The organism is Streptomyces sp. NPDC045695, from assembly GCF_056432025.1.
In genome coordinates, this window is the sequence record NZ_JBWKJU010000003.1 from 472,996 (window position 1) to 497,339 (window position 24,344).

28 protein-coding genes and 2 pseudogenes are annotated in these 24,344 nt (G+C 72.0%); 13 read left to right on the top strand and 17 right to left on the bottom strand.

What is annotated here, in order from left to right:
* Nucleotides 1-146: 146 nt before the first annotated feature.
* On the bottom strand, nt 147-629 hold the full coding sequence (locus tag AC07DU_RS08515) for a CarD family transcriptional regulator (RefSeq protein WP_003953493.1): 483 nt from the start codon (nt 627-629) through the stop codon (nt 147-149).
* 623 nt (nt 630-1,252) lie between these two features.
* Here AC07DU_RS08515 and AC07DU_RS08520 point away from each other — a divergent pair.
* Nucleotides 1,253-1,942, top strand: a complete 690-nt coding sequence (locus tag AC07DU_RS08520; protein WP_479029021.1) for a DUF461 domain-containing protein — start codon at nt 1,253-1,255, stop codon at nt 1,940-1,942.
* Between the two features lie 122 nt (nt 1,943-2,064).
* On the opposite strand, the gene phoP is transcribed toward AC07DU_RS08520, so the two are convergent.
* Together phoP and phoR are read right to left on the bottom strand one after the other, a co-directional pair.
* Nucleotides 2,065-2,736, bottom strand: a complete 672-nt coding sequence (gene phoP, locus AC07DU_RS08525) for a two-component system response regulator PhoP (RefSeq protein ID WP_465270294.1) — start codon at nt 2,734-2,736, stop codon at nt 2,065-2,067.
* 69 nt (nt 2,737-2,805) lie between these two features.
* A pseudogene (gene phoR, locus AC07DU_RS08530) lies at nt 2,806-3,987 on the bottom strand (two-component system sensor histidine kinase PhoR); the annotation flags it as partial.
* 220 nt (nt 3,988-4,207) lie between these two features.
* Between phoR and phoU the strand changes: the two are divergent.
* Entirely contained in the window at nt 4,208-4,885 is a 678-nt protein-coding gene (phoU, locus tag AC07DU_RS08535; RefSeq protein ID WP_360894197.1) for a phosphate signaling complex protein PhoU, read from the top strand.
* 216 nt (nt 4,886-5,101) lie between these two features.
* Nucleotides 5,102-5,251, top strand: coding sequence for a hypothetical protein (locus tag AC07DU_RS08540; protein ID WP_360894200.1), 150 nt, complete (start codon nt 5,102-5,104; stop codon nt 5,249-5,251).
* A gap of 117 nt (nt 5,252-5,368) precedes the next feature.
* On the opposite strand, the gene AC07DU_RS08545 is transcribed toward AC07DU_RS08540, so the two are convergent.
* Nucleotides 5,369-5,929, bottom strand: coding sequence for a TetR/AcrR family transcriptional regulator (locus tag AC07DU_RS08545; RefSeq protein WP_360894203.1), 561 nt, complete (start codon nt 5,927-5,929; stop codon nt 5,369-5,371).
* 98 nt (nt 5,930-6,027) lie between these two features.
* Between AC07DU_RS08545 and AC07DU_RS08550 the strand changes: the two genes are divergently transcribed.
* Nucleotides 6,028-6,624: a DUF2867 domain-containing protein gene (locus tag AC07DU_RS08550; RefSeq protein WP_479029024.1), complete on the top strand. Its 597-nt coding sequence runs from the start codon at nt 6,028-6,030 to the stop codon at nt 6,622-6,624.
* Nucleotides 6,625-6,661: 37 nt separating this feature from the next.
* Here the strand turns inward: AC07DU_RS08550 and AC07DU_RS08555 are convergent, their stop codons facing one another.
* The 3 genes from AC07DU_RS08555 to AC07DU_RS08565 all read right to left on the bottom strand — a co-directional run bounded on the left by AC07DU_RS08555 (nt 6,662) and on the right by AC07DU_RS08565 (nt 8,634).
* Complete coding sequence (locus AC07DU_RS08555) at nt 6,662-7,054, bottom strand: hypothetical protein (protein ID WP_479110355.1); 393 nt, start codon at nt 7,052-7,054, stop codon at nt 6,662-6,664.
* A 232-nt stretch (nt 7,055-7,286) separates the two neighbouring features.
* Nucleotides 7,287-7,583 (bottom strand): hypothetical protein, encoded by a 297-nt coding sequence (locus tag AC07DU_RS08560; protein ID WP_360894212.1) that lies wholly within the window; start codon nt 7,581-7,583, stop codon nt 7,287-7,289.
* 238 nt (nt 7,584-7,821) lie between these two features.
* Complete coding sequence (locus tag AC07DU_RS08565; RefSeq protein WP_479110357.1) at nt 7,822-8,634, bottom strand: arylamine N-acetyltransferase family protein; 813 nt, start codon at nt 8,632-8,634, stop codon at nt 7,822-7,824.
* Nucleotides 8,635-8,961: 327 nt separating this feature from the next.
* Between AC07DU_RS08565 and AC07DU_RS08570 the strand changes: the two genes are divergently transcribed.
* Complete coding sequence (locus tag AC07DU_RS08570) at nt 8,962-9,189, top strand: hypothetical protein (protein WP_479110359.1); 228 nt, start codon at nt 8,962-8,964, stop codon at nt 9,187-9,189.
* Nucleotides 9,190-9,345: 156 nt separating this feature from the next.
* Here the strand turns inward: AC07DU_RS08570 and AC07DU_RS08575 are convergent, their stop codons facing one another.
* A complete protein-coding gene (locus AC07DU_RS08575; protein WP_479110361.1) occupies nt 9,346-10,104 on the bottom strand; it encodes a phosphoglyceromutase in 759 nt (252 codons plus the stop codon).
* 164 nt (nt 10,105-10,268) lie between these two features.
* Here AC07DU_RS08575 and AC07DU_RS08580 point away from each other — a divergent pair, with 164 nt between their 5' ends.
* Nucleotides 10,269-11,546, top strand: a complete 1,278-nt coding sequence (locus AC07DU_RS08580; RefSeq protein ID WP_479110363.1) for an MDR family MFS transporter — start codon at nt 10,269-10,271, stop codon at nt 11,544-11,546.
* A 29-nt stretch (nt 11,547-11,575) separates the two neighbouring features.
* On the opposite strand, the gene AC07DU_RS08585 is transcribed toward AC07DU_RS08580, so the two are convergent.
* On the bottom strand, nt 11,576-12,076 hold the full coding sequence (locus tag AC07DU_RS08585) for a type III secretion system chaperone family protein (protein WP_360894225.1): 501 nt from the start codon (nt 12,074-12,076) through the stop codon (nt 11,576-11,578).
* Entirely contained in the window at nt 12,069-13,439 is a 1,371-nt protein-coding gene (mshA, locus tag AC07DU_RS08590) for a D-inositol-3-phosphate glycosyltransferase (RefSeq protein ID WP_479110365.1), read from the bottom strand. Before mshA ends, AC07DU_RS08585 begins: the two co-directional genes overlap by 8 nt.
* Before the next feature lie 332 nt (nt 13,440-13,771).
* On the opposite strand from mshA, the gene AC07DU_RS08595 reads away from it, so the two are divergent.
* From AC07DU_RS08595 to AC07DU_RS08605, 3 genes are all read left to right on the top strand, one after another.
* The gene (locus AC07DU_RS08595; RefSeq protein ID WP_479110367.1) at nt 13,772-14,605 is read left to right on the top strand and encodes a class I SAM-dependent methyltransferase; all 834 of its coding nucleotides are present in this window, start codon (nt 13,772-13,774) and stop codon (nt 14,603-14,605) included.
* A gap of 230 nt (nt 14,606-14,835) precedes the next feature.
* Nucleotides 14,836-15,891 carry a C40 family peptidase gene (locus AC07DU_RS08600; RefSeq protein ID WP_453289070.1) on the top strand — a complete coding sequence of 352 codons (1,056 nt, stop codon included), beginning with the start codon at nt 14,836-14,838 and terminating at the stop codon, nt 15,889-15,891.
* Between the two features lie 516 nt (nt 15,892-16,407).
* On the top strand, nt 16,408-17,775 hold the full coding sequence (locus AC07DU_RS08605; protein ID WP_479110369.1) for a PP2C family protein-serine/threonine phosphatase: 1,368 nt from the start codon (nt 16,408-16,410) through the stop codon (nt 17,773-17,775).
* 103 nt (nt 17,776-17,878) lie between these two features.
* Here the strand turns inward: AC07DU_RS08605 and AC07DU_RS08610 are convergent, their stop codons facing one another.
* The 3 genes from AC07DU_RS08610 to AC07DU_RS08620 all read right to left on the bottom strand — a co-directional run bounded on the left by AC07DU_RS08610 (nt 17,879) and on the right by AC07DU_RS08620 (nt 19,342).
* Nucleotides 17,879-18,214: a DUF2516 family protein gene (locus AC07DU_RS08610; RefSeq protein WP_360894240.1), complete on the bottom strand. Its 336-nt coding sequence runs from the start codon at nt 18,212-18,214 to the stop codon at nt 17,879-17,881.
* Nucleotides 18,215-18,359: 145 nt separating this feature from the next.
* Entirely contained in the window at nt 18,360-18,926 is a 567-nt protein-coding gene (locus tag AC07DU_RS08615; protein ID WP_360894243.1) for a hypothetical protein, read from the bottom strand.
* Nucleotides 18,927-18,943: 17 nt separating this feature from the next.
* The gene (locus tag AC07DU_RS08620) at nt 18,944-19,342 is read right to left on the bottom strand and encodes a helix-turn-helix domain-containing protein (protein ID WP_360894246.1); all 399 of its coding nucleotides are present in this window, start codon (nt 19,340-19,342) and stop codon (nt 18,944-18,946) included.
* A 185-nt stretch (nt 19,343-19,527) separates the two neighbouring features.
* Between AC07DU_RS08620 and AC07DU_RS08625 the strand changes: the two genes are divergently transcribed.
* From AC07DU_RS08625 to AC07DU_RS08640, 4 genes and pseudogenes are all read left to right on the top strand, one after another.
* Nucleotides 19,528-20,103 carry a hypothetical protein gene (locus AC07DU_RS08625; RefSeq protein ID WP_479110371.1) on the top strand — a complete coding sequence of 192 codons (576 nt, stop codon included), beginning with the start codon at nt 19,528-19,530 and terminating at the stop codon, nt 20,101-20,103.
* A gap of 27 nt (nt 20,104-20,130) precedes the next feature.
* Nucleotides 20,131-20,226 (top strand): annotated as a pseudogene (locus AC07DU_RS08630) (RNase A-like domain-containing protein); the annotation flags it as partial.
* A 16-nt stretch (nt 20,227-20,242) separates the two neighbouring features.
* A complete protein-coding gene (locus AC07DU_RS08635; RefSeq protein ID WP_479110452.1) occupies nt 20,243-20,518 on the top strand; it encodes a hypothetical protein in 276 nt (91 codons plus the stop codon).
* The gene (locus AC07DU_RS08640; RefSeq protein WP_479110373.1) at nt 20,499-20,684 is read left to right on the top strand and encodes a hypothetical protein; all 186 of its coding nucleotides are present in this window, start codon (nt 20,499-20,501) and stop codon (nt 20,682-20,684) included. The genes AC07DU_RS08635 and AC07DU_RS08640 overlap by 20 nt, the downstream gene beginning before the upstream one ends.
* An 83-nt stretch (nt 20,685-20,767) precedes the next feature.
* Here the strand turns inward: AC07DU_RS08640 and AC07DU_RS08645 are convergent, their stop codons facing one another.
* The 4 genes from AC07DU_RS08645 to AC07DU_RS08660 form a co-directional block, all read right to left on the bottom strand.
* Nucleotides 20,768-21,571 carry a hypothetical protein gene (locus AC07DU_RS08645; RefSeq protein WP_479110375.1) on the bottom strand — a complete coding sequence of 268 codons (804 nt, stop codon included), beginning with the start codon at nt 21,569-21,571 and terminating at the stop codon, nt 20,768-20,770.
* 116 nt (nt 21,572-21,687) lie between these two features.
* Nucleotides 21,688-22,035 (bottom strand): DoxX family protein, encoded by a 348-nt coding sequence (locus tag AC07DU_RS08650; RefSeq protein ID WP_360894255.1) that lies wholly within the window; start codon nt 22,033-22,035, stop codon nt 21,688-21,690.
* A gap of 145 nt (nt 22,036-22,180) precedes the next feature.
* Nucleotides 22,181-22,948, bottom strand: a complete 768-nt coding sequence (locus AC07DU_RS08655; RefSeq protein ID WP_479110377.1) for a putative protein N(5)-glutamine methyltransferase — start codon at nt 22,946-22,948, stop codon at nt 22,181-22,183.
* Between the two features lie 115 nt (nt 22,949-23,063).
* The gene (locus AC07DU_RS08660) at nt 23,064-24,308 is read right to left on the bottom strand and encodes a GNAT family N-acetyltransferase (RefSeq protein WP_360894261.1); all 1,245 of its coding nucleotides are present in this window, start codon (nt 24,306-24,308) and stop codon (nt 23,064-23,066) included.
* Nucleotides 24,309-24,344 lie beyond the last annotated feature (36 nt).

The following is a 24,344-nucleotide window of genomic DNA, read 5'->3' on the forward strand; positions in this document are numbered from 1 at the left end:
GCCAGTCACGCCATGGGAATGGCGTGATCAAAGAAGTAGATCAAAGGTATGGGTACAGACATGCCGCAGCGCCCGGCAACAGGCCTCTCGTGGAGGAGAGACCTAGTCATCGGGCACCGCGGCACAACTGTGTACGGGGCTTCGCGTCAGGACGCGAGAACCTCGTCGAGGAGGGCCTCGGCCTTGTCCTCGTTCGTGTTCTCAGCGAGCGCGAGCTCGCTGACCAAGATCTGGCGCGCCTTCGCGAGCATGCGCTTCTCACCCGCGGAAAGCCCGCGCTCGCGCTCACGACGCCACAGGTCACGCACAACTTCGGCGACCTTGATGACATCGCCAGAAGCGAGCTTTTCCAGATTTGCCTTGTAGCGCCGGGACCAGTTCGTCGGCTCTTCGGCATACGGTGCGCGAAGCACCTCGAAGACCCGGTCCAGCCCGTCCTGGCCGACTACGTCGCGAACGCCGACGAACTCCGCATTGTCCGCAGGCACACGAACCGTCAGGTCGCCCTGGGCGACCTTGAGCACCAAGTAGGTCTTGTCCACGCCTTTGATCTGGCGAGTCTCAATGGCCTCGATCAGCGCGGCCCCGTGATGGGGATAGACCACGGTGTCGCCAACCTTGAACGTCATGTGACAGGTACCCCTTCCGTGGCTATCCAGGGTAACACGAGAACTGACCGTTATGAATGGCGTTTTCGCAGGTCAGGGCACATCTCGGGGCTTGACAACAGCAACAGGAACGTGCTGCGGAGGGCTCTCGGAAGGGGGTATTCGCAGGTCGGGGGCGCTGCGCGGACCGGGCGAAAGGGCCACGCTACACCTGCCCGGCACCCCCATCCGTGTGACGTACGTCCCGTTTTGCCGGTTTCGGAGTCGGGAAACCGAACTACTCCGTTGGACTGGCGGAGCCGGCAGCGACCGGGTTCCGGCCCAATCCTCGAATTGATCACGGAGTGGCGTTCGAGGGAATCCGGAAATTGATCACGGAGTGGCCGGCGCACGATATGTGCGAGCCACATGATCGGCGAGGTGAACGCGGGGCGGGCGGCACGGTGAACGACAAGGAGACGGCCGGCGGAATGCAAGATCGTGGGACACCCCCAGGGTGACGGCCGCGCTGCGGAGGGTCGGGTGCGGGGGCGGGGCGGCGGCTCGGTAACCTAAGCGCGCTGACACACCCTTAGAGCGGCTTTACCTCGGCCGTTCCGAGTGCCCACCCTCCCCTTCCGTTCGTCCAAGGAGTTGCCGCCGCCGTGAGCCGCAGCCTTCGACGCGGCGCCCTCGCCGCCACCGCCGTCGTGTTCTCGATCGCCTCGCTGGCCGCATGCGGTGCGGGCAACGACGCGCAGACCCTCCAGATCAAGCCGGACAACGCCGCCGTCACCAAGGGCGAGATCAAGATCCAGAACGCGCTGGTCATCACCCAGGGCGAGAAGGACAAGAAGGGCCCCGCGACGGTCTCGGCGACGGTCTTCAACTCGGGCACCAAGGCGCAGACCCTTGACGGCATCACCCTGGCGGGTGGCAAGGGCAAGGTCGTGCTGAAGGCCGCCGAGGGCGCCGGCAAGGTCACCGTGCCGGCCGGCGGCACCCTGGTGCTGGGCGGCCAGGGCAACGCCTCCGCCGTCATCGAGGACGGCGCCGAGGCCGCCAAGAACGGTGACGTGCAGAAGGTCGTCTTCCAGCTGAGCAGCACGGGCGGCGTCGAGCTGGACGCCTTCGTGGTCCCGGGCACGGGCATGTACGCGGGCTTCGGCCCGTCCGCGGCCCCCGCCGCCGGCTCCCTCCCCTCCGGCAGCCCCTCGGGCACGCCGTCCGGCTCCCCCGCCGGCACCCCGTCGGGCGCGGCCACCGGTGCGGCCTCGGGCAGCCCGTCCGGGTCCCCCTCGGGCAGCACGGCCGCCTCCCCGTCGGGCTCCGCCTCTCACGCCGCGGGCCACTGACGCAGGCCGCACGGGGCGCCGTAGCGCCGTAGCGCCCCGTACGCATACGGGAAGTACGGGAAGGGCCCCGGCCGCATCAGCGGCCGGGGCCCTTCCCTTATCCAGACGGCTCGCCGTCGGGCCTACGGCTCGAACTTGTAACCCAGGCCGCGGACCGTGACCAGGTAGCGCGGCGCGCCCGGGTCCGGCTCGATCTTGGCGCGCAGGCGCTTGACGTGGACGTCGAGGGTCTTGGTGTCACCGACGTAGTCGGCGCCCCAGACCCGGTCGATGAGCTGCATGCGGGTCAGGACGCGGCCCGCGTTGCGCAGCAGCATCTCCAGCAGGTCGAACTCCTTCAGCGGGAGGTCCACCTTGCCGCCGGCGACGGTGACCACGTGGCGGTCGACGTCCATGCGTACGGGGCCGGCCTCCAGGGCCGCCGGGGTGACCTCCTCCGGCTCGCCGCGGCGGCGCAGGACCGCGCGGATGCGGGCGACCAGCTCGCGCGAGGAGAAGGGCTTGGTGACGTAGTCGTCCGCTCCTATCTCCAGCCCGACGACCTTGTCGATCTCGCTGTCCTTGGCGGTCACCATGATCACGGGGACGTTGGAACGGCCGCGCAGCTGCCGGCAGACCTCCGTACCGGGCAGGCCGGGGAGCATCAGGTCGAGGAGGACGAGGTCGGCGCCGTTGCGCTCGAACTCGTCGAGCCCGTCGGGCCCGGTCGCTGCGATCGCGACCTCGAAGCCCTCCTTGCGGAGCATGTAGGACAGGGCGTCGCTGAAGGATTCCTCATCCTCGACGACGAGCACTCGGGTCACGAAAGGACCTCCGGGGCAGGGATGGCTGGGGCGGGTTCTGGTTCAGGCAGGGGTCGGATGGGTGCGCGGGGCCGCAGCCGGAGCCGGTGCGGCTGCTTCGGGGAGTCGCAGGGTGAACGTGGAACCTTGACCCTCCGAGCTCCATACCGACACCTCCCCGCCGTGCGAGGCCGCCACGTGCTTCACGATCGCAAGGCCGAGGCCCGTGCCTCCCGTGGCGCGGGAGCGGGCCGGGTCCACGCGGTAGAAGCGCTCGAAGATGCGCTCGCGGTCCTTTTCCGGGATGCCGATGCCCTGGTCGGTCACGGCGATCTCGATCAAGTCTCCACCCGGCGCCGTCACCCTGCGCCCGGCGATGCCGACGCGGGTACGGGCGGGGCTGTAGTTGACGGCGTTCTCGACCAGGTTTCCGAGGGCGGCCGCGAGCTGTCCGCGGTTGCCCCAGACCCTCAGGTCGGCGGTGCCTCCCGCGGCCATGGTGATCTGCTTCGAGGACGCCGTGTGGCGGCAGCGGTCGATGGCCTCGGCCACCAGCGTGTCCACGCGCACGGGCTCGGCGTCCTCCAGCGGGTCGTCGTTCTGGACCCGGGAGAGGTCGATGAGCTCCTGCACGAGGTTGATGAGCCGGGTCGACTCGATCTGCATGCGGCCGGCGAAGCGGCTGACCGCCTCGGGGTCGTCCGCGGCGTCCATGACGGCCTCGGAGAGCAGGGAGATCGCCCCGACCGGGGTCTTGAGCTCGTGCGACACGTTGGCCACGAAGTCGCGGCGTACGGCCTCGATGCGGCGGGCCTCGGTGAGGTCCTCGACCAGGAGGAGCACCAGGCGGGAGCCGAGCGGGGCGACGCGCGCCGAGACGGCGAGGGCCTCGCCGCGGCCGGTGCCGCGCCGGGGCAGGTCCAGCTCGACCTGGCGTATCTCCCCGTCGCGGCGGGTGTCGCGGGCCATGTGGAGCATGGGCTCCACGGCGAGCTTGCCGCCGCGGACCAGGCCGAGGGCGTACGCCGCCGAGCTGGCCTTGACCACCGCGTCGCCCTCGTCCAGTACGACGGCGGAGGAGCGGAGCACGGAGAGGACGGTGTCCACGCCGGGCGGGAGCACCGCATTGATGTCGGGGCGCATGGAGCTCCGGGTGGGGCGGGCCTGGTCGCGCTCGCTCCAGCGGAACGCCAGCATGGCGATGACGCCGGTACACAGACCGGCGATCGCTGCAGCTGCGGCGACCGCCGCGTTCACGTCCATGGATCCAGGTTAAGCAGGTGAGAGGACACTTCCACAGCCGTTCGGGTGGCAGCTCGAACAGTCGTCGCCCAGAGTTCACCCTGGAGACGGGGTTGATTCACTTGCGGTGCCGGAGTCGGACGCGTTCGCGGCTCACCGTGTCACCGTGGGGCCAACGGCCGCCCCGGCCCGCCCCCGGGCAGTACCGCAGTACGTCAAGGCCAAGAGAGGGACACCAGACATGCGCGACGCGTACCACGAGGAACTGGACTCGATCGGAGAGAGCCTGGTCGAGATGGCCCGGCTCGTCGGTTCCGCGATCGGGCGGGCCACGACGTCCATGCTCGACGCCGACCTGAAGCTCGCCGAGAGCGTCATCGCCGCCGACCAGAAGGTCGACGACCTCCAGCACGACCTGGAGGCGCGCGCCATCGCGCTGCTGGCCCGCCAGCAGCCGGTCGCCACCGACCTGCGCATCGTGGTGACCTCGCTGCGGATGAGCGCCGACCTGGAGCGCAGCGGCGACCTGGCCCAGCACGTGGCGAAGCTGGCCCGGCTGCGCTTCCCGGACACGGCGGTGCCGCGGGACCTGCACGCCACCATCCTGGAGATGGGTCAGCTGGCGCAGCGCCTGATGGCGAAGGCCGCGGAGGTCATCATCACCAAGGACGTCGACCTGGCCCTCCAGTTGGAGACGGACGACGACGAGATGGACCAGCTGCACCGCACGCTGTTCCAGCACCTGATGGACGACCGCTGGAAGCACGGCATCGAGACGGCGGTGGACGTGACGCTGCTGGGCCGCTACTACGAGCGCTTCGCGGACCACGCGGTGTCGGTGGCCAAGCGCGTGGTCTACCTGGTGACGGGCGAGCACGCGGACGACCTCCAGCAGCCGACGCAGGTGGAGGGGGCCTGAGGGGCGGGGGCGGCTGAGGGCCGGGCGCGATCAGGCGGCCGGGCCCGGTCAGGCGGCTGGGGTGTCAGGCGGCCGGGCGCGGTCAGGCGGTTGGGGTGTCAGGCGGCCGGCGTCGCGAGCCCCAATGCGCCGTTGACGCGCCGGTGCCGCTGGGCATGAATGAGGCGAGGGCGGTCCGTCGTGCGAAGTCCCGTACGCCGCCTGCGAGGAGGAACCATGCCCGATTCCCCCGTCCCCATCACCCCGGAGCAGGAGCCGCCTTCGCGGCCGGAGCCCCAGCGGCTCCCACTGCTCGCGGCCTGCGGCTGCGGCTCGGGCTGCGGCTGCGGCTGCCAGTCCGGTGCCCCCTGCCAGTGCGGCGGCTGACTGCCGCCACCGGCGCCCGCACGAGCAGGGCCCCGTCCGATCTCCCTCGGCCGGGGCCCGACGTGCGCGTCATGAAACTCCGCGTCTCCACGAACTCCGCGAACTCCACGAACTCGGCTACCTCAGGAGCCATTTAGTGGTCAGGTCCATGACCTCCGCGCGGCTGTGACGGCCGTGGTCGGCGGCGATGAAGTAGCCGCCGATCCGCACCGAGAAGGTGAGCAGGCAGCGGACCTCGACGTCGTCCTCGTCGGAACAGATGGCGCGGAACAGCGAACGCAGGTACTCCATGCGCCGGTTGTCGGCGCGGCGCAGCCGCTGCGCCACGGCCTCGTCGCGCCGGGCCCACTCACGGATCGCGAGCTCGGCCGCGGTGCCCTTGACCGCCTCTTCCTCGGCGCCCCCGGCGATCGCGAACAGCCGCTCCAGCTTGGCCCTGGCGTCTCCCCCACCGGTCTCGACCTGGGCGATGACCCCCTCGGTGCCCTCGCGTTCCCAGGTGTCGAGCATCTCGGTGAGCAGCGCGCCGCGGTTGGCGAAGTAGCCGTAGAAACCGCCCTTGGTCACGCCGAGCGCCTGCGCCAGCGACTCGATCCGGACGGCCTCGGGGCCGCCGGCGGCGAGGGCCCGTAGCCCCTCCTCGATCCACTTGCCGCGCGGCGTGCGGGTCGCGCCCATGCTCTGTCCCTCCTCACGCCCGGCCCCTTGTATACGGCGGCGTATACACGGCTGCTAGGCTCTCCATATACGGCATCGTATAGATAGGGGCTTGGCTCATGAGACTCCCCAGAACCGCGCACACCTCCCGTCCCTGGCGCATCCACGAGATCGCCGGTGACTTCCAGGTCGAGGACGTATGGGCGCTGCCGACACCGGGAGGTCCCGACGACCTCGCCCGGCTGGTGGCCCAGTTCGCCGACAGCTCCGAGGCCGCCTCCTCCCCCGTACCGCGGCTGCTGTTCGCGGTCCGCTGGAAGCTCGGAGCCCTGTTCGGCTGGGACAAGGCCGACGGCGGCGTCGGCGCCCGGGTGGCGTCCCTGCGCGACCGGCTGCCGACGGACCTGCGGGAGGGACCGCGCGGGCCGGACCTGACGTCGGTTCCGTTCACCTCCGTCTACCAGACCCACGACGAGTGGGTGGCCGAGAGCGCCAACCGCACGGTGCAGGTGCTGATGCACATCGGCTGGGTCCCGGACCCGGCGGCGCCCGGCGGTTACCGCGGCCAGATGACCGCCCTGGTCAAGCCGAACGGCCTGCTCGGCGCGGTCTACATGGCGGGCATCAAGCCCTTCCGCTACCTGGGCGTCTACCCGGCGCTGCTCCGCTCGATCGGCCGCAAGTGGCAGGAGACCGCCCCCGGGCGCGCGGCCTGACGGCTCCCGGCGCGCCCGCGGCCCCTGCCCGGAGGGATCACCTTTCCGGCATCCATCTGAAGTGCGGGCCGTTGTCGATCGGCCAGCCGTGGCGCTTCACCGTGTCGTGTTTGTGGGGCCTGACGCACAGCACGTCCCGGTCCCATGTGTCCCGGTCCCACGTGTCCCGCCAGACGGAGCCGGAGCCGTGCTTGCACGTACAGGTCCGGAAGACATCCCCGCCGGGCTCCCGGTCCCGGTGGTCGTGCGAGCGGATGCTGGTGACCGAGAGCTGGGTCGAAGGCGCGGTCGCCGCGGACGTCGTGGTCGCAGCGGTCGCCGGCAGCGCGATGGCCCCCGAGATGAAGACGGCCGAGGTCAGGGCCATCCCGAAGCGTGCGATCCGCCGCTTCGACTGGACGTCGGCCGGGGTGGGAAGGTCGTAGGACATGACTGCTCCTTGTGCGTTGTGCGTCCGTTCTCCTGGCCGGCCCGCCGCGTGTGCGGCGTGGCCGTGCCTCCAGTAGGCGGGACGGCGACCCGGCCCGTCATGACACGGGAAAACGGGACTTGACCCCGCGGAGCCGATCTGTCAGGAGACGGCGAAAAGCCCCCGATCCGCGGGAAGACCGCAGGCAGGGGGCTGTTTCGAGCACAGGGCCCGTTTCGAGCAGAGGACCTGCTCAGCCGGTCATGCGCCAGGCCGCTTTCGCCGCGGTGTGGTCGTGCCAGAGCCGGACGAGCTGGTCGGCCTGCGCCTTCGTGATGACGCCACCCTCCACCGCCAGCGCCGCCGCATCGGTCACGGGTACGCGCTGGATCTCCAGCATCGTCTCCACCATCTTGTCCGCGTTCCTCGGCGTGCCCTCGTGGCCGTACTCCAGATCGGACGGCAGGAACGTCTCGACCTTCCCGTCGCTGCTCTCGAAAGCGGCTCGGGTGAGCTCGACCTTCACCCGCTTGATCCCGAGGCTCAACACGACGCCATGAGAACCGTGCAAGTGGAACGGCCGGTCGCTCGTGGAGTAAACGGTCACTGGATCTCCAGGGACGAGCTCCCTGCCCTGTCGGTCTTTCACCACTGCCTCCCCAACACGAATGGTGATCAAGCTGTCAGGCTAACTGCGGCGGAAGACGGACAGAGCTGACTTGGTCGAAAGTGGCCGGAGGCCGTCCCCCGACGTCCGGACCGCGCGGGCTCCGCCCCACCTGGCCGGCTCAGGGCCGGGGGTGCAGCGGCACGGGCAGCCGGTCGAGCACGATGCCGAACTCGGCGCGGTAGACGGCTCGTACCTCGTCGTCGGTCGCCAGCTCCTCCTCCGTGCGGTCGCCGTCCGCGGCGGTGGTGATGAGGGTGCGCTCCCGCAGGGTGATCCGGCCGCCGCCCTCGGTGAGCCGGGAGCAGACCGGGCCCCTGGTGAAGCCGGACTGGGGGCTGGTGCGGTGCCACCAGGCGCCGGTCAGGAAGTCGGCGAGCGCCCGGGGGCGGGTCTCCAGCCGGTACGCCGGCACGCCGTCGCGCAGCACCTCAAGGTCACCACCACCGCCGCCGCTGTGCGCGTCGTCCGGGGCCGGCCGTACGAGGAACACCCCGCCGGGATCCTTCTGCTCACCCGGCTCGTCCAGGTCGAGCGGGTGGGCGCTGTGGTCGCCGAACCCCACGTCCGCGAGCCAGCGCCCGTCGACGCGCAGCGCCAGGTGGTCGTACGGGACGCCCAGCGCGCCGTCCTTGCCGTACACCCGGGCCTGGAGGAGTTCGACCCGGTGGCCGAGCGCCCCCAGCAACTCCGCGAAACCCGCGTTCAGTTCGTAGCAGATACCGCCGCGCCCGGCGGTCACGATCTTGTCGAAAACGGCGTCCCGGCTCAGCACGAGATCCTCACCGAGGTGGATCGCCAGGTTCTCGAACGGCACGGCGCGCAGGTGCCGCAAGTGCAGCTCGCGCAGCGACGCGGCCGTGGGCCGCTCGGGCCGCGCCGCCCCCAGGCGGCGCAGATAGGCCTCGGTACGGTCGGGGTCGAGAGGTTCCATGGCCGCCACTCTGACGACCCCGACCGGCCGGCGCCATGCGCCATTGGACCTAGGTCGTCTCTTTCGGATCTTGTCGGTTGAGCCCGCGTCGTCCGGTGCCGTGCATCGCAAGGCGGAGGGGCGCCCGTGTACGGGACGTACTCGGGCGCCCCGACAACGCGGCGAGGTGCGGTGCCGGGCGGCGCGGGCCCGGCAAGAGCCGGAAGAGACGGCCCAGGTCCCGGTCGGACGGCCGGGCCGCATACGACGCGACTGCATCCTTCGGCCTACTGAGCTTTCCGCCCTGGTGAGGACGATCCTGCGGCGGGGCCGCGAGAGGGTTGATCCGTGCGAACAACCATCGGGTACACCGCCGAGAGCATCGGCTACGTCGTAGGAGCCCAGGGGCTCGTCAGCTTCACCTCGCAGGCCTTCTTCGGCACGGAGTGGGGCTGGCTGCACAAACTCGTCGCCCTCCCGTCCGCCGCCTACCTCGGCGTCGCCGTGGCGGGTCTGGCGCTCATCGTCGCCGGGGCGAGGACACGAAAGACGCCCCGCCGCGAGGCGTCCGCCTGACCGGTGCCCTGACCCGCGCCGTGGCTGCTGGTGGCGCTGCGCATCACGGCCCGGGGCCAGCGCCACGTCTGACGGCCACCGGCGCGGCCCCAGGGCAACGAGAAGCCCCCCACCCGCCGGGAAACGGCAGGTGGGGGGCTCGTTCGTGGCTGAGGGTTACTTCTTGCCCTGGTTCTTGACGGCCTCGATGGCGGCCGCGGCCGCGGCCGGGTCGAGGTAGGTGCCGCCCGGCTTCAGGGGCTTGAAGTCGGCGTCCAGCTCGTAGACGAGCGGGATGCCGGTCGGGATGTTCAGGCCCGTGATGTCGGCGTCGGAGATGCCGTCCAGGTGCTTGACCAGGCCGCGCAGGGAGTTGCCGTGCGCGGCGACCAGGACCGTGCGGCCCGCGAGCAGGTCCGGGACGATGCCGTCGTACCAGTACGGCAGCATGCGCTCGACGACGTCCTTGAGGCACTCGGTGCGCGGACGCAGCTCGCGCGGGATGGACGCGTAGCGCGGGTCGTCGGACTGCGAGTACTCCGTGCCGTCCTCGAGGACCGGCGGCGGGGTGTCGTAGGAGCGGCGCCACAGCATGAACTGCTCCTCGCCGAACTCGGCGAGGGTCTGGGCCTTGTCCTTGCCCTGGAGGGCGCCGTAGTGGCGCTCGTTCAGGCGCCAGGAGCGGTGCACCGGGATCCAGTGGCGGTCGGCGGACTCCAGCGCGAGCTGCGCCGTGCGGATGGCGCGCTTCTGGAGGGAGGTGTGCAGAACGTCGGGCAGCAGGCCGGCGTCCTTGAGCAGCTCACCGCCCCGGATCGCCTCCTTCTCGCCCTTCTCGGTGAGGTTGACGTCCACCCAGCCGGTGAACAGGTTCTTCGCGTTCCAGTCGCTCTCGCCGTGGCGGAGGAGGATCAGCTTGTACGGTGCGTCGGCCATGCGTACGAGCCTAATGGACGGGCGGGCGCGCCCGCGCGCGGTGTGGGGCGCCTGCGCCCGGGCCCGCCGATTGACGGCGCGCGTCAATTGACTGGCGTGGAGGGACGACCACTCGTAATGTGCGTGGAGGTCGAGTGACGCTTACACCTCCGGGGGGATTCCTTATGTCCGTTGCGAGCCTGAGACGGGCTGCCCGGGAGAGCGTCGCCGGCCTGCCCCGCGAGTTCTGGTGGCTGTGGACGAGCACGCTCGTGAACCGCCTCGGGGCCTTCGTCGCCACCTTCATGACCTTGTACCTGACCGTGGAACGGGGCTACTCCGCCTCCTTCGCCGGCCTCGTCGTCGCGCTCCACGGACTCGGCGGTGTGATCTCCTCCCTGGCCGCCGGGGTGATGACCGACCGGCTCGGGCGCCGGCCCACGCTGATGGCCGCGCAGATCTCGACCGCGTTCTCCGTCGCCCTGCTGGGCTTCATGGAGCACCCGGCGGCGATCGCGTCGGTCGCCCTGCTGGTCGGCATGACGTCCAACGCCTCGCGGCCCGCGGTCCAGGCGATGATGGCGGACATCGTCCGCCCCGAGGACCGGGTCCGGGCCTTCGCGCTCAACTACTGGGCGATCAACCTCGGCTTCGCCGTCTCGGCGACCGTCGCCGGGTTCGTGGCCCAGTACAGCTACCTCGCCGGCTTCCTGGGCGAGGCCGTCCTGACGCTGGTCTGCGCGGTGCTCGTGTACGTGAAGCTGCCCGAGTCCCGGCCCGAGAAGGGCGACGCGGCGCAGGTGGCCGCCGAAGCGGAGGTCAGCCTGGGCACGGTGCTGCGCGACGGGCGCTACATGGGGGTGGTCGGGCTGTCGTTCCTGATCGCGCTGATCTTCATGCAGGGCTCGTTCGGCCTGCCGCTGGCGATGGGGTCCGCGGGCTTCTCCACCGGCGACTACGGGCTGGTCATCGCCGTCAACGGGGTCCTGATCGTGCTGCTCCAGATCCCTGTCACCCGGTTCATCGAGCACCGCGACCCGCAGAAGCTGCTGGTCCTCTCGGCGCTGCTGGCGGGGTACGGGTTCGGGCTCACGGCCTTCGGCGGCTCCGTCGGGATCCTCACCCTGACCGTCTGCGTCTGGACCCTGGCCGAGATCGTCAACTCGCCGACCCAGATGAGCCTGGTCGTCCGTCTTTCCCCGCTGCACGGACGCGGCCGCTACCAGGGCATGTACACGATGTCGTGGGCCGTGGCCTCGCTGGTGGCCCCGCTGCTGGCGGGCACGGTCATCGACCACTTGGGGGCGGGCTGGCTGTGGGGCACGACCGCTGTCCTGGGCACGGTGGCCGGCGCCGGCTACTGGCTGCTGATGCGGAATCTGGCGCAGGCGCCGGTGGCCGGGCAGGACGCCGGGGCGGCGCCCACGGCCGGCGCCCCGCTCCCGGCCGGCGCCGACGCGTAACGCGCCGCTCGCCGGGGAGGACCGCTCGCTCAGGACGGCTGCGTCAGGTGCTTGAAGGCGTCCAGGTTGTACGTAGGTTCGCCGCGGGACACGCGCCATTCGTACTCGCGGCGGATCGCGCTCGCGAAGCCCAGTTCCAGCAGGGTGTTGAAGGAGCCGTCGGCCGCCTCCAGGACCGTGCCGAGCAGCCGGTCCAGCTCCTGCGGGCTGACGACCGACAGCGGGAGCCTGGCCGTCAGGTAGATGTCGCCGAGGCGGTCCACGGCGTACGCCATGCCGTACAGCTTGAGATTGCGCTCCAGCAGCCAGCGGTGGACGCCCGCCTCGTTCTCGTCGGGGTGGCGGATCACGAAGGCGTTGACCGACAGCGAGTGCCGGCCGACCCGCAGCGAGCAGGTGGTGCTCAGCTTGCGGGTGCCGGGGAGCTGGACGACGTAGGAGCCCGGCTCGGGGCTCTCCCAGCTCAGTTCGGCGCCGTCCAGGGCGCTTTCGATGGTCGAGGCGATCTCTGCGGTGTCAGCGTCAGCCATGGTGCGAGCGTACGCGACGGCGGTGATCGTGCATGGCGGCCGTGTAGACGTCGGCCGTGCCACTGGCCGCGGTGTCCCAGCCGAAGAACTGCGCGTGCCGCGCGGCCTCGGCGCCCATCCGGTCCGCGAGGCCGGGCTGGTCCACGAAGCGCCGCAGTTCGCGCGCGTAGTCCACGGGGTCGTGCCCGGCTACGAGGATCCCCGTGGTCCCGTCGTTGACCGCGACGGGCAGTCCCCCGACGCGGGCGGCGAGCACGGGCGTGCCCGTGGCCTGGGCCTCTATCGCGACGAGCCCGAAGGACTCGTTGTAGGAGGGCATGACCAGTACGGACGCCGCCCGGAACCAGTCCGCGAGCCCGTCCTGCGCGACCGGCGGGTGAAAGTGCACGAGCTCGGCGATGCCCAGCTTCGCGGCGAGCTTCTGCAGGCCCTCCGGCTTGGCGAGACCGCTGCCGCTGGGGCCGCCGACGACGGGGACGAAGAGGCGCCGGCGCAGCGAGGGGTCCTGCTCGACCATGACGGCGACGGCGCGCAGCAGGATGTCCGGGGCCTTCAGCGGCTGGATCCGCCCGGCGAAGAGCGGGATGACGGCGTCCTGCGGCAGGCCGAGGCGGGCGCGGGCGGCGGCCCGGCCGTCGCCGACGGTGAAGCGGTCGAGGTTCACGCCGGGGTGGACGACGGCCACCTTGGCCGGATCGGCCTCGTAGTGCCGGACGAGCTCGTCGGCCTCTTCGGCGGTGTTGGCGATGAGCCGGTCGGCTGCGGAGACGATCTGGGTCTCGCCGATGACGCGGGCGGCGGGCTCGGGAGTGTCCCCCTCGGCCAGCGCCGCGTTCTTGACCTTGGCCATGGTGTGCATGGCGTGGACGAGCGGCACGCCCCAGCGTTCGGCGGCGAGCCAGCCCACGTGGCCGGAGAGCCAGTAATGGGAGTGGACGAGGTCGTAGTAACCCGGGCGGTGGCCGGCCCACGCCTGCATGACGCCGTGGGTGAAGGCGCACAGCTGCGCCGGGAGCTCCTCCTTGGCGAGGCCTTCGTACGGGCCCGCGTCCACGTGCCGTACGAGGACCCCGGGAGCCAGCTCGACCACGGGCGCCAGCCCGCCGGTGGTGGCCCGGGTGAAGATCTCGACCTCGATGTTGATCGCGGCGAGACGCTTGGCGAGCTCCACGATGTAGACGTTCATCCCGCCGGCGTCACCGGTGCCGGGCTGGTGCAGCGGGGAGGTGTGCACGCTGAGCATGGCGACGCGGCGCGGCTTGCGGTGGTGGCCGACGGTCGGCAGGCGCAGCCGCGGCGGCTCGTGGCGGGTGGCGCGGGCGGCCGCGAGGCGGCCGCTGAGGCGGGACACGTACTGGCTCAAGGGAGCGGTTCCTCTCGGCTAGGACGGCCGCGCGCACGACGCCCGGACGGCATGACGGCGGGGGCGCGGAAGGCGCCCTGCAAGGAGTGCAACCCGGAAGGCGGTCCCCCGCATTCCGGGGTCCGCGATTTTGCCGGTGGTTTACCGGGGCCTTCCCGGGGCGGAGCCCTCCGCCGAGCCCCGTACGGGGCGGGCGCGGCCGGTCTTTCATGCCGGGCGGAGCCTCGTACGGGGGCGGGCGCGGCCGGATTTTCCTGCCGTGCGGAGCCCCGTACGGGGGCGGGCGCGGCCGGATTTTCCTGCCGTGCGGGCGCTGCGCATACCCTCGGCCCATGACCTCCCGCACCACCCCGCCCCCCGGCCGCGCGCCCGGCCGCGCCGCCGGCCGCCCCGTGGGCTCGGTGACGCGCGGGACGACGAATCCGAACCGGCTGCGCCGGATGGACCGCTGGATCGCGGCCGCGCACGGGGCCGCGCTGCGGCGCGCGCAGGCGCCGGTCGCGGTGGACCTCGGTTACGGCGCGGCCCCCTGGACGGCGGTCGAGCTGCTGACGCGGCTGCGCGAGGTGGCCCCGCGGGTCCAGGTGGTGGGCATCGAGATCGAGCCGGCGCGCGTCGCCGGGGCGAAGCCGTACGAGCGGGAAGGGCTGAGCTTCCGGCACGGCGGCTTCGAGGTGCCCCTGGACGCGGGGGCGCGGCCCTCGCTGATCCGCGCGGCGAACGTACTGCGCCAGTACGACGAGGAGCAGGTCGCGGAGGTCTGGGCGCGGCTGTGCGCGCGGCTGGCCCCGGACGGGCTGCTGGTCGAGGGCACCTGCGACGAGATCGGGCGGCGGCACGTGTGGGTGGCGCTGGGCCCGGAGGGGCCGCGCACGGTGACGTTCGCGACCCGGCTGGGCTCCCTGGAGCGTCCCTCGGACCTGGCGGAGCGGCTGCCGAAGGCGCTGATCCACCGCAACGTGCCGGGTGAGCCGGTGCACGCGTTCCTGCGGGACTTCGACCGGGCGTGGGCGGCGGCGGCGCCGTACGCCTCGTACGGGGCGCGGCAGCGCTGGATCCGGACGGCGCGGGCGCTGTCCGGCGACTGGCCGCTGGCGGACGGGCCGGGCCGGTGGCGGCAGGGTGAACTGACGGTCCGCTGGGAGGCGTTGCGCCCGATGGGGTGAAGGGGGCGCGGCGGTGAACCGGGGGTCCGGGCGGGCCGTTGGGCGTCGGGGGGCGGGGGCGCGGCGTCCGCTGGGCGGCGGACGGCCTCCGTTGGGGCGGACAAGATCGGACAGCCGTCCACAAGGCTGTTGGAATTCATCGAGTCGTGGCACCATCCCGAAGGCAGTGGAAAGTTACTGATGAATAGTCAGATCTGATACCAGATCCGACTCGGGTGCCTGGGGGAACCATGGGGGCCGTAAGGCGACGTCGAGGCGCGAGCTCGTTCGTACTGCTGTGCGCGCTGGCGGTGCTGACCGCACCGGGTCTCGCGACCGGCACGGCGTTCGCCGCCCCGCCGCCCGAACCGGGCGTCAAGTCCCTTGAGCAGGTGCGCAAGGAGATCGAGGACCTCTACCGGCAGGCGGGCACGGCCACCGACGCGTACAACCTCGCCGAGGCCGAGACGAAGACCCAGTCGGACAAGATCGTCGAGATCGCCAAGCAGGTCGCCGCCGGCCAGGAGCGGATCACCACCCTGAAGAGCCGCGCGGGCGCCGCCGCCCGCGCCCAATACCGCTCGGGCGGACTGCCGCCGGGCGCGCAGCTGGCGCTGAGCGACAGCCCGAGCCAGTTCCTCGACGGGGCGGACCGGCTGCGCCAGGGCGAGAAGGCCACGTCGGACCTGCTCTCCGAACTGAACCGGACGCAGAGCGACTTGCAGCAGTACGCCCAGGAGGCGAGCACGCGCTGGGCGACGCTGGAGGCCAACCGGATCAAGCAGGAGGACTCCAAGAAGCAGGTCGAGCAGAAGATCAAGGCGGCGGAGGAGCTGGAGAGCAAGCTGGAGGCCGAGGAGAAGGCCAAGCTGATCCAGCTGGAGCAGGAAGCCCAGTACCAGGCGCAGAAGGCGTGGCTGTCGACGGGCGCGATGAAGGACGTCAACAACGCGGCCTCGGAAGCCGGAAAGCGCGCCGTGCAGTTCGCGACCGCCCAGATGGGAAAGCCGTACGTGTGGGGCGCCACGGGCCCGGGTTCGTTCGACTGCTCCGGGCTGACCTCCCAGGCCTGGCGGGCGGCGGGCAAGGGCATCCCGCGCACCTCGCAGGAGCAGCTGCGCCTGCCGAAGGTCGCGATCAAGGACATGCGCCCCGGCGACCTGATCATCTACTTCGACGACGCGAGCCACGTCGGGATGTACGTGGGCGACGGCGCGATGGTCCACGCCCCGCGCCCCGGCCGCAACGTAACGCTGGCGGGCGCGGGCTCCATGCCGATCAAGGCGGTGGTCCGCCCCGACGCGTAGCCCCTGCGGGGTTGCTCGGCGTGGTGTGCGGGCCCGCCCGCGCGGGTGCGGTGCGGCTCCGCCGCACGGGTGCGGGCCCGCCGCACGGGTGCGGGCCCGCCGCACGGGTGCGGGCCCGCCGCACGGGTGCGGGCCCGCCGCGCGTGCGGCGTCCTGTCCGGGCCGGGGTTATGTCCCGGCCGGGTTATGTCCGGGGCGGCGGCGGTGCTGGGGCTCCGCCCCCGACCCCGCGCCTCAAACGCCGGCGGGGCTGGATTGGGCGGGCCGCGCCGCGAGCGGCGACGGGCTGTGACAGGCCGGCGTCGGGAGGCAACCATCCGGGGGTTCGGTACGTCTCGCTAGGCGGGACGGAACACGGCCCCGTCGTGACGTTTGTCATCCATGAGGCCGATTTTCCCCCGTGATGGCGGCATATGCCGGAGGCCCTCACACTCAGCGGCATTCCGCTTACCCGGCCCGGCCGCTAGGGTCTGGCGGACGAGCGCACCCTCGGGGGGAGGGAAGGAACCGGAGACGATGCCCGCACCCGTACCCCGGCAAAGGGACACCCCGGCCGCGGAGAGCGGTCAGGCCGTTCTGAACGGCGCGGCAGCGCCAGCTGCCGCACCCGCCACCGCCACTGCCATCGGCGTCGCCCAGGCGACCGCGCAGACGACCCCGCTGACCCTCCTCGTCATCGAAGACGACCCCGCCGGCGGCCTCACCGTCCCCGAGATCCTCGACACCGACGGCCACCGCATCCGGCTCCGCACCGCCCGCAACCTCACCGAGGCCGAGCGGCTGCTCACGCCCGACGTGCACTGCATCCTCCTCGACCTGGCCCTCCCGGACACCGGTGCCCGTACCCCGGGAGCCTCGGGCGGCATCGGCATCGGCACTGCCACCCCCGCCGCCACGACCACCACCGTCGACCGGCTGACGGCCCTGCGCCAGGTGCTGCGCATCGCCCCGCACCACGCCGTCCTGGTGCTCACCGGGGAGGACGAGGTCGAGCACGCGGCCGAGGCCGTCCGGGTCGGCGCCCAGGACTACCTCTTCCGGGACGAGCTCGACGGCCGGCTGCTGAGCCGCGCCATCCGCTACGCGGTCGAGAGAAAGCGGGCGGACATCGCCCAGTACAAACTTGCAGAATCGAAACTGCGCGCCCAGGAGAACGCCCGCCTGGAACGCGGCCTCCTCCCCACCCCCCTGCTGGAGGGCTCCGACCTCCGCTTCGCGGCCCGCTACCGCCCCGGCCGCAGCCGCGCCCTCCTCGGCGGCGACTTCTACGACACCGTGCGCACCCCCGACGGCACCGTCCACGCCATGATCGGCGACGTCTGCGGCCACGGCCCCGACGAGGCCGCCCTCGGCGTCGAGCTCCGCATCGCCTGGCGCGCCCTGACCCTGGCCGGCCTGTGCGGTGACGATCTGCTCGCCACGCTGCAAGAGGTCCTGGAGGTCGAGCGCCCGGGCGACGAGATCTTCGCCACCCTCTGCACGGTCGACATCGCCCCCGACGGCCGCCGCGCGGGCCTGTGCCTGGCCGGGCATCCCGCCCCGCTGATCTCCAGGCCGGGCCGCCCAGCGCAGCTCCTCCCGTACGAGAACAACGGCCCCGCGCTCGGCCTGCTGCCCAAGGCCCGCTGGCCCCGCCGCCAGGTCGAGCTCGGCGGCAGCTGGAGCCTGATGCTCTACACCGACGGCCTGATCGAGGGCCGGATCGGCGAGGGCAAGGAGCGCCTGGGCCAGGACGGCATGGTGGAGATGATCAACCGGCACCTGGACCGCGGCCTGAGCGGCGAGGCCCTGCTGGAGGCCTCCGTCACCGAGGCGCGGCGCCTCAACGGCGGCGAGCTCACCGACGACGTGGCCCTGGTCCTGCTCTCCCGCGCCGAAGGCTGAGCCGGGCGGCGAGCCTCAGCCCGGGCCCCGGCGTGCCGACCCCGAGCCGGGCATGCCGACCCCGCGCCGGGCGCGCCGGGCGCGAGCGGACGAACGGGGAGCGCTACCGCCCGCCGTTGTACGGTCCGTACGGCCCGTCGCTGCTGCTGCCGCCGCGTCGGCCGCCGCCCGAGACCTGCTTGAGGGCCGGGCGCACGTCGACGAAGAACACGATGGTGGCGACCAGACCGGCGATCTGCAGGAACAGCATCCCCAGGAAGAAGTCCACGAGCACCGTGATGCCGAGGATGACCAGCCAGAAGGTCTTGGTCTGCTTCTCGGCGGCCCGGTACGCGTCCTCGCGCGCCAGCAGCGCGAACACGAAGGCCACGACGGCGAGGACCAGCATGACGAGCCCGAGCATCGGGATCACGCCTCGATCGAACCCGTCCATCAGCATCGCTCCGACCGCCTTCTCCTGCTCGCACTTCGCACGTCACGTGCCGCCCGACTCCACGCTACCGGCCCGGGCCCCTTCATGAACCACAACGGGCCGGGCGCCTCAAGGGTGCCCGGCCCGTCGTGGTTCATACCGTTGTGCTGCTTCAGCTCGCGTCGTCCGCCGCGGCGGCGGTCTTCTTGGCCGTGCTCTTGCGCGCGGCGGGCTTCTTGGCGGCGGGCTTCTCCTCGGCGGCGACCGGCTCCGCCTTGGGCTCCGGCGCGGCCTCCGGCTCGACGACCACGGCGATGTCGACGATCTCCGCGGAGACCTCGCCCCGCCAGGCCCGTACGGCCTGCTCGCCGTGCTCGGCGACCTTGTCGTACGTCTCCTTGGCGCGCACCGCGTACTCCGCCGCCACGCCGACACCACGCAGCGCCAGGTCCTGCGCGGTCTCCCCGAGCTTCTTCGCGTCGATCGCGCCGAGCACCTCGGCGACCTTGGCGGTGACCGCCTCCTGCGCCTCCTTGGCCGCTTCCCGGGCCTTGTCCTGCACGGCCTTCGGGTCGGTGTTCTTCACGGCCTCGATCCGCGCGGGCGCTTCGGCGCGCAGCTGCTCGATGAGCCCCGGCACCTTCTTGGCCTGCTGCACGGCCAGGTCGGCGGTGCCGGCGGCGAAGTAGAGGGGGGTGGGGTCGGTGAGGGTCTTCTTCAGGTCATCGGCGATGGCCATGTGCTGGTCCTCCCGGATCAACTTCGGTTCGTTTCCGACGGCATCCCGTCGGCGGGCGCGGCGGGCGCATCGAGCGCGTTCTCCTTGCGGAACGACTCGTAGATCTGGAGCAGCACCTGCTTCTGCCGCTCGTTGATGGACGGGTCGGCGAGGATGACGGCCCGCGTCTCCACCTCGTCCGGATCCCGCTCGTCCAGGATCCCGGCCTGCACGTACAGCGTCTCCGCGGAGATCCGCAGCGCCTTGGCCAGCTGCTGGAGGATGTCCGCGCTCGGCTTGCGCAGCCCGCGCTCGATCTGGCTCAGGTACGGATTCGACACCCCCGCCGCCTCGGCCAGCTGCCGCAGCGAAAGCTGGGCCTGCCGACGCTGCTCACGGAGGTACTCGCCGAGGTTTCCGACGTTGAGCGATGCCATGCTCCGATCCTGCCCGACCTTGCTAACTTTTGCAAGCGACTCGCTTGCAGCAGCTCGCACGTCTCCCGTCATGCCGGGTTCCTCTCCGTGCAGGACCTGCAAGGGCTGGCGCCCCTATCTCCGCTGAGGTGACGGCATCCACGCTCTTCGACAAGTGGAGGTGGACCATGAAGGACTGTGAGGACATGGAACCCCTGACCTCGGAAGCGTGGACGGACGCTCTCAAGCTGTACCAGTGGGTATGCACGTTCGTCGGCGTCGCTGCGCGCGAGCACGACGAGTGGTGGCTGGACGCCGGGGCGATCATGCGCCTCGAAACGCAGGACCCACGAGGCTGGGAATCTATCGACCCCTACGACGGCGAGGAGGAGCGCCGGGAGGACCCGCTGTTCCCGTGGCTGGAGACACCCTCCACATCCGCGGACGCAGAACGCTACCGGGCGCTGGTGACTGAGCTCCCCCGGTCCTCGGTGCCGTCGCTGCTCGTCCTGCTCGCAGTCCGACCGCTCTCGGACCCTTCCCTGCTGCCGGGCTGGGAGGAGCGCGGGCCGCACATGGATGGCCGGGCCGAGGCGATCCTGTCACGTTTCCCGGACGACACCCGCTTCTACACCAACCTCGGCTGGAAGGGCGGCCGTCCTGATTTCCGCAAGCAATCCGCTCTGAGTTTCAACCCCTTCAGCGGGTACGACTGTGACGCCGGGCTGATCGCCGTGAACGAGGACGAAGTCGCCGTGTTCTGGAACTTCCAGAACATCTGAACCGACCAGCCGAACAGGGAAAGCCACATGCTCACCAGATCCGCCACCTACCCCGCCCGGGAAACCGCCCAGTGGGCCGCCCAGCAGGTCGTCACCCGCAACGAGCAGGCGATCCATCGGTGGCCAGAGGCACACGACCATGTCCATGAAGCCGCGGGAATTCGACCGCCGATACGGTGAGCTCGACCAGGTCATCAGCGCCTACACCGGCCAGTCCGCCGCCGAGGACACGGTCGAGCGGCCCGGCCCTGCCCTCACGGCCTACCTGCGCCACACCTGGCATACCCGTCCCTGGGCCCTGTCCATCGCCGAGCAGCAGATCCGCACCTACGCCCAGCCCGCCCGGCCGGCTGCGGCACCGCCTAGGCGAAGCCCGCTCGGCCGACCCGACCCTGTTGGCGCGCCTCGTCGGTGAGATACGCGACCTGCTCGCCCTCGGCCTGGAGGAGGTGGACTACGCGGTCGCCATCGCCGAGCTCGGCATGGAGGTCGATCCACCCGCCGCCTGCACGCCGAGCGGCTGGCTGGCTCTTCGTGGCCGAGCAACTGGCCGGTCCCCGCTCCGAGTAACTCCAGCTTGATCTTTAACGTCCAGGTCGAACGGTGCTCTCGCAGAGAGCGGCCCTGGTCGGTGGGCATCACCGGTGGCATCTATCGCTAGCACTCACACGCCGTCACGGCCACCGTCCCCCGCCGGGCCGGCCTCGTCGCGGTCCCAGCGCAGGGCGGCGATCGTGGCCGGGACGGCTATCAGTGACGAGAGGGCCACCGTCATCGCCACTGCCGTCCAGCCGTCCCAGACGCTGCCCGACAGGAAACCCGCGGCGAGCGGGACGACCAGCACGCCGGCCCACTTCGCCGGGCCGAACCGGACCGGCGGTACGAAGGGGCGGCCGGCCGCGAGGGCGCGGGTGCGGCGGGCGCTGCCGAGCGAGGCGGCGAAGGCAAGGGCCGCCAGCCAGACGCCGATCAGGGTGAACCCGACGGACATGGCGGGGTCCTCGTCCGGGAGCCCGGGGAGCGTCTCGCGGACCCCGTCGTGGCTGACGGCGACCAGGAGGTTCCCCCAGGTCGTGACCTCCACCGTGTCCCCCGGCTGGATGCGCTCCGCGAGCGGGCCGTCCGGGTCGAGGTTCAAGGGCCGGTCGGCCGGGGCGGGGACCGGAGGCCGCAGCTGCACCTGGTACATCACGGCCCGGGCGCTCTTGGCGTACTGGGCGGAGCGGGCCGTCCCCCGGACCGTGCGGAGGCAGTCCGTCGTGGCGTCCGCCGCCGGCTCGTCGGCGCAGGGCCGGGCCTCCAGGAAGGCCGTCTCGACGGCGAGCTGCCCGGGGACCGCGAGGCTGGGGACCGCGGAGAGCGCCAGCAACGCCAGCCCGAGCAGTGCCCAGAGCAGTGGCCCGAGCACCGCGCCCGTACCCGCGCCCGTTCCCGTACCCGGCCCTGACGTATCCGCGCGCTCGGTCATCCCCGTCGCCCCCTGTGCTCCAGTCGGCGGCGCAGCCGCCGTGAAGGATCTTCCCCCGGGCTACGACGCCTGCCGGCCGCGCCCGGTTCGAGCAGGCCCGCTGAAGATCCGTGGGCTCAGCCGCTGAAGCCGAGCGCCAGGGCGACGACGGCCGGGGCCGCGTACACGACCGGGAAGACGGCGTGTGCGTACGCCTTCGCGCGGAACGTCGTGATCACGGCCCCCGCGAAGTAGAGGGCGATCCCGATCGCGGCGGCGACACCGACGAGCGGCACGAAGAGGCCGACCACCAGGCCCACCGCCCCGGCCGCCTTGGCGAGTCCGAGCCAGGTCCACCACGAGCGCGGGACCCCGTACTCGGCCAGCGGCCCGACGACGTACGGCGCCTTGGCGAAGACCGAGTAGGACGAGAAACCGACCATGACCGCGCCGGCCAGGGCGAAGACAACAGCGGTGGTGGACATCCGGGCTCCCCTCGGACGGGCGCCGGCGCGATGCTCGCTCCGGTCGGGTTTCCCGTCTCGTTCACTGCTCTGACCCGCCGCACCCCACCGATGTGACAGCCCCGCCCAGACGAGTTTCCGGGGCCGGGTTTCCGGGGCTGTCGGCTCAGGCCGTCGCGATGACCACCGTCGCGTACAGCTCCTCCGAGGTGACCACCCGGGTCGCCAGCCCCGCCGCCGTCAGGGCCGCCGCCGTCGACGGCCACTGGCGGGCGCTCGTCTCGATCAGCAGGTGGCCGCCCGGGGCCAGCCAGGGCAGGGCGCCCGCCGCGACCCGGCGGTGGATGTCCAGGCCGTCGTGCCCGCCGTCCAGCGAGACCAGAGGCTCGTGGTCCCGCGCCTCCGACGGCATCAGCTCGATCTCCTCCGTCGGCACGTACGGGGCGTTGACCACCAGCACGTCCACCCGGCCCCGCAGGGACGCCGGGAGCGGCGCGTACAGGTCGCCCTCCCACACACGGCCTCCGTACGGGGCCACGTTGCGCCGCGCGTACGCCAGCGCCGCCGGGTCGATGTCCGCCGCGTGCAGCTCCACCCCGCCCGGGAACCGGGCCGCCACCGCCGCGCCCAGGGCGCCGACTCCGCAGCACAGGTCGAGCACCACCGCGCCGGGCGCGGCCAGCGCCACCGCCTCCTCGACCAGGAACTCGGTGCGCCGGCGCGGCACGAAGGCCCCCTCGCCCACCTCCATGCGCAGTCCGCAGAACTCCGCCCAGCCCACGACGTGTTCGAGCGGTTCGCCGCCCACCCGGCGGGCCAGCAGCCCGGCCAGGTGAGCCTCGTCCCGGGCGGCCCCGCCCAGCAGCGCCGCCTCTTCTTCAGCGAAGACGCAGCCCGCCGCGCGCAGGGCCTGCACCAGTGACGTCGAATCCATCGAAGGCGTCAAAAAATTTCAGTCCTCATCCGTGAAAGAGCGTGGCGTCCACGCACAGCCGTCCATGGCGACGATACGGCCGCCGTACCCGGGCGCCCCCGGCGCCGGGCCTGCCTCAGAAGACGTCCGGGCACCAGGGGCGGCGCGCGGTACGGAACACCGCGTCCGCCAGCGCGACCGCCCCCGGCCGCTCCTGCGTCACCCGCCCGAGCTCGGCCAGGCGCACCGCCGACTCGTCGCCGAGGTACAGCGCGCCCAGCGCGGACGCGTCCAGCCGCAGGTCCGCCGGCTCCTGCGTCCGTGCGCACGCGCCGCTGCCCGCGTCCAGCCGGTAGCGGCCCGCGGCCGGTCCCGCCGCGTCCGTCACCTCCAGTACGAGCACCCCCGGCACCTCGTACGTCCGCGCGCTCAGCGCTCGTACGACGTCCAGCACCCGCACCCACAGGAAGTCCGCCGCGGTGACCACCCGGGCCGCGCGGGGGTCGGGCAGCAGGTGGGGGGCGAGGTCGTCGGGGGCCCGGTAGCCGGTGCGGACCTTGGTCACCCAGTCGATGGAGCACAGGAACTGCCACAGCGCGCGCTGCGCCTGCGGGGTGAGCGCCAGCAGGTCCCTGACCTGGACGGTGTTCTGCGGGATCTTCGCGTCCGTCCAGTGGTCGTCGGCGGTGTAGAGGACGAGTCCGGCCACCTCCCCCGCCGCCGTCCGGTACACGGCGTGGAACTTCTCCGTGCGCGGCCGGTACGAGACCGTCTCCAGGCCGGTCATCAGCCGCCACCAGCGCTCGTCCCGGCCCACCATGCCGGGCGTCAGCGCCCGCAGCCGCTCGTGCAGCTCCGGGCCGATCCGCCGGACCTCGGCCTCGTCCACCATCTCGATCCGCCCGCCGTCCGCGGGCGCGGACAGCTGAGGGTCCAGTCCGGTGCGCGGTACGTCGATCTCCCATTCCGAGACGGATGCGGCGGGGCCGAAGCCGTACCGCCCGTAGATCCGGTACTCGGCGGCGATCAGCGTCGCCAGCACGTCGCCGCGCTCCCGGGCCGCGGCGAACTCGGCGGCCATCATCCGGGACAACAGCCCCTGGCGGCGATGGGTGGGCAGCACGCCGACGTTGGAGACCGCGGTGGCCGGGACGGCCGCCCCGCCGGGCACGGTCAGCTCCTGCGCGAAGGAGCGGAAGGCCGCCACGCAGCGGCCGGTGTCGGTGTCGAACCCGCCCTGGACGCGGCCGAGGTCGTAGTACTTGGCCAACTGGGCCACGTCTGACTCGGTCGCTCTGGCGGCGTTCAGGAAACCGGTGTTCACGGTGTGCAGCCAGTCGGGGAGTTCGGATGCGGCGATCGGCCGGACGTCAGCACTCATGACGGGCCACGCTAATCGCCCGCCCGGCGCCCGTCG